We start from the raw sequence: 4203 nt of genomic DNA on the forward strand, positions 1-4203 counted from the left end.
GGCCGGCGGAGGTGCGGGTATGGAGATGTTCCTTCAGCACGCCCGCAGGGTACTGCACGGGCATGTCATAGCCCGCGAACGGCACCATCTTGCCGCCGAGGGATACATGAAGGTCGTGGAGGGGCGTACGTTTCAGGGAGTCTTGGTCGGGTGCAAGCATCACAGGGGCCCTCGGCGGTTCCCCGGGGACGATTCCCCGAGCCAACCAGTCGAAGCCCCATCTGTCGCTGTGCCTGAGAGTATTATCCCGTCGGCGGACGCAGTCCGGGCCTCAAGCCCGTCGGCGCCTCTTTCCAGATGCTGTCAAAGCCACGCGGTCCTTTTGCCTGAGAGTTTCCGGGGCGGTTGCTCCTTCGGCGCCGGCACCAAAGCCGGTCTCTCCCGACGTGGCCGTACGATACAGATGGGTAGAGACCACAGGGCAGCCAAGCCTGTCAACGCGGGGATTGCGCCTTTCAACGGGATTGCAACGGGATTGAGCGCCTGCGGCAACCCTCTGATCTCTCTGCACAGTTTCTGGACAGCGAAGCTGGCCTTGTCTAAAAGCGCTTTGGCCCGCAGATATCAGCCTTAATTTCCGGTTTGGACGGCGGTCGCGGGTCCGAACACACCCGATTGGATGAACATGAGCGGCGTCAACGAGATCAGGTCGACCTTTCTGAACTTCTTTGCCGAGAACGGCCACGAGATCGTGCCGTCCTCGCCATTGGTGCCGCGCAACGATCCGACGTTGATGTTCACCAATGCCGGCATGGTGCAGTTCAAGAACGTCTTCACCGGCGTCGAGAAGCGGCCCTATCAGCGCGCCACCACCTCGCAGAAATGCGTGCGCGCCGGCGGCAAGCACAACGACCTCGACAATGTCGGCTACACCGCGCGCCATCTCACCTTCTTCGAGATGCTCGGCAATTTCTCGTTCGGCGACTATTTCAAGGAGCGCGCGATCGAGCTGGCCTGGACGCTCATCACCAAGGACTTTGGGCTGAAGAAGGACAAGCTGCTCGTCACGGTCTACCACACCGACGACGAGGCGCATGGGCTCTGGAAGAAGATCGCCGGCTTCTCCGACGACCGCATCATCCGCATCCCGACCTCGGACAATTTCTGGGCGATGGGCGACACCGGCCCGTGCGGCCCGTGCTCGGAGATTTTTATCGATCGCGGTGACCATATCTGGGGTGGCCCTCCCGGTTCTCCTGAGGAGGACGGCGACCGCTTCCTCGAATTCTGGAATCTGGTGTTCATGCAGTACGAGCAGGTGACGAAGGAGGAGCGCGTGGATCTGCCGCGTCCCTCGATCGACACCGGCATGGGCCTTGAGCGCATGGCCTGCATCATGCAGGGCGTGGACAGCGTGTTCGAGACCGACCTGTTCCGTCACCTGATCGACGCGACCGCCTCCGCGCTCGGCAGCGGGCCGAACGAGCAGACCGTGGCCTCGTTCCGCGTCATCGCCGACCATTTGCGCTCCTCGGCCTTCCTCGTCTCCGACGGCGTGCTGCCCTCCAATGAAGGCCGCGGCTATGTGCTGCGCCGGATCATGCGCCGCGCGATGCGCCATGCGCAGCTTCTCGGCGCGAAAGAGCCGCTGATGCATCGCCTGGTCTGGGCGCTGGTGCGCGAGATGGGCCAGGCCTATCCCGAACTGATGCGCGCGGAAAATCTGATCGAGGAAACGCTGCGGCTGGAAGAGACCCGCTTCCGCAAGACGCTGGTGCGGGGCCTTGCCATCCTCGACGAGAAGAGCGCTTCGTTGAAGAAGGGCGACATGTTCGACGGCGACGTCGCCTTCACGCTCTACGACACCTACGGCTTCCCGCTGGACCTGACGCAGGACGCGCTGAAGTCGCGCGGCATCGGCGTGGACCAGTCCGCCTTCACCGATGCGATGGAGCGCCAGAAGGCCAAGGCGCGCGAGTCCTGGAAGGGCTCGGGCGAGGCGGCTTCCGAAGCGATCTGGTTTCCGCTGCGTGAAAAGCTCGGGGCCACCGAATTCCTTGGCTATGAGACCGAGAGCGCCGAAGGCGTGGTGTCCGCGCTGGTGAAGGACGGCCAGGAAGCCGCCAGCCTCAAGGCCGGCGAGACCGGCGCGCTGGTGCTGAACCAGACGCCGTTCTACGCGGAGTCCGGCGGCCAGGTCGGCGACACCGGCGTGCTGCTCGGGGAGGGCGGCATCAAGTTCCGCGTCACCGACACGCAGAAGAAGCTCGGCGATCTCTTCGTTCACGTCGGCACCGTGGAGAGCGGCGAGCTGAAGCTCGGCACCGCGCTTCAGCTCGAGGTCGATCACGGCAGGCGCTCCTCGATCCGCGCGCACCATTCGGCGACGCACCTCATCCACGAGGCGCTGCGCCAGGTGCTTGGCGATCACATCGCCCAGCGCGGCTCGATGGTCGCGCCGGATCGTCTGCGTTTCGACTTCGTGCATCCGAAGCCGATCACGGCGGAGGAGCTGGCCCGCGTCGAGGACATCGCCAACGACGTGGTGCTGGAGAACGACGAGGTCACGACCCGCGTCATGGGCGTGGACGAGGCCCGCGAGGCCGGCGCGCGCGCCCTGTTCGGCGAGAAATACGGCGACGAGGTCCGCGTCGTCTCGATGGGCAGGACCGCGCGCGAGCGCGGCACCAACGCGCTCGGCTGGTCGGTCGAGCTTTGCGGCGGCACCCATGTGCGGCGCACCGGCGATATCGGCCTGATCACGCTGACCGGCGAGAGCGCGGTCGCCTCGGGCGTGCGCCGCATCGAGGCGCTGACCGGCAATTATGCGCGCAAGCACGCCAACGACACCATGGCGCTGGCGAAGACCGCGGCGAACGAGCTGCGCACCTCGATCGACGACGTCCCGGCGCGCATCACAGCGCTGATGGAGGAGCGCAAGAAGCTCGAGCGCGAGCTCTCCGACGCCCGCAAGAAGCTCGCGATGGGCGGCGGTACATCCGTCGGGAACGGCGCAGCCGCAGGCGTGCGTGAGGTCGGCGATGTCAAGCTGATGGCGCGTGCGGTCGAGGGCATCGAGATGAAGGATCTCAAGAGCCTTGCGGACGACGGCAAGAAGCAGATCGGCTCCGGCGTGGTCGCCATCGTCGGCGTCACCGAGGACGGCAAGGCCGGAATCGTGGTCGGCGTCACCGCGGACCTCACCGCGCGCTTCAATGCCGTGAACCTGGTGCGCGTCGCCTCCGAGGCGCTCGGCGGCAAGGGCGGCGGCGGCCGGCCCGACATGGCGCAGGCTGGCGGCCCCGATGGCGCCAAGGCGCCCGAAGCGCTCGCTGCGATCGAAAAAGCGATGGCGGGCGCTTAAAATCCTATGCCCCCCGTTCCGCGAGGACGTGGGCTTCGCGATCCCGATTTGAGGGATCGCCTGTACGAATTGCTGGAGCACGATCCGCTGGCCTATTCAGCCGGGTCGCGCTTCATCCAGCTGATCATCGGCGTCATCGTGCTCGACGTGATCGCGATGATCCTCGCCTCGGTGCCGGATCTGGRCGCGCAGTTCGGCGCGTTGTTCTCGGCGATCACCATCCTCGCCGTGATCGTGTTCGCGCTGGAATATGCCGCGCGGCTATGGACGGTGGCGGGCCACACGCCGCGCAAGGGCTCGGCGCTTGCGGATCGGCTTGGCTATGCCTTCTCCGCGCTCGGCATCATCGATCTCATGGCATTCCTGCCCGCCGCGATCGTGCTGGCCACCGGGCGGCACGCGACACTGGCCGGGCTCGGCGTGCTGCCGTTCTTCAAGCTGATCCGGTACTCGCCGGCGATGCGCTCGCTGCTTGCCGCCGTGCATGCCGAGCGGCGGGCGCTGATCGGCTGCATCGTCATCCTGTTCGGCGTGGTGCTGACCTTCGCGTCGCTGCTCTACGCCATCGAGCGTGATGTGCAGCCCAGCAAGCTCGGCACCATTCCGGACGCGATGTGGTGGGCAATCGTGACGCTCGGCACCGTCGGCTATGGCGACGTCGTGCCGGTGACGCCGCTCGGCAAGTTCATCTCGGTGTTCGCGATCATCTCAGGCTTTGCCATGATCGCGCTGCCGGTCGCGATCATCTCGACCGCCTTTGCCGAAGAGGTGAAGCGGCGCGATTTCGTCGTCACCTGGGGCATGCTGGCACGGGTGCCGCTGTTCTCGCATCTTTCGGCCTCGGAGATCGCCGACATCATGCGGCTGCTCCGCGCACGAACCATCGAGCAGGGCGATAT

The 4203-nt window shown here is 65.7% G+C and carries 2 protein-coding genes, 1 pseudogene and 1 riboswitch; of the genes and pseudogenes, 2 read left to right on the plus strand and 1 reads right to left on the minus strand.

The features are described from left to right. A pseudogene (gcvT, locus tag AC1D00_RS29785) lies at nt 1-160 on the minus strand (glycine cleavage system aminomethyltransferase GcvT); the annotation flags it as partial. Between the two features lie 145 nt (nt 161-305). Further along, nucleotides 306-394: riboswitch (glycine riboswitch) on the minus strand. 231 nt (nt 395-625) lie between these two features. On the opposite strand from gcvT, the gene alaS reads away from it, so the two are divergent. After that, a complete protein-coding gene (alaS, locus tag AC1D00_RS29790) occupies nt 626-3304 on the plus strand; it encodes an alanine--tRNA ligase (RefSeq protein WP_477013134.1) in 2679 nt (892 codons plus the stop codon). A gap of 6 nt (nt 3305-3310) precedes the next feature. Next, the coding region (locus tag AC1D00_RS29795) for an ion transporter (protein ID WP_477013135.1) at nt 3311-4203 on the plus strand (893 nt) is incomplete at its 3' end.

The sequence above is a fragment of the Bradyrhizobium sp. P2_E8 genome (assembly GCF_056403875.1).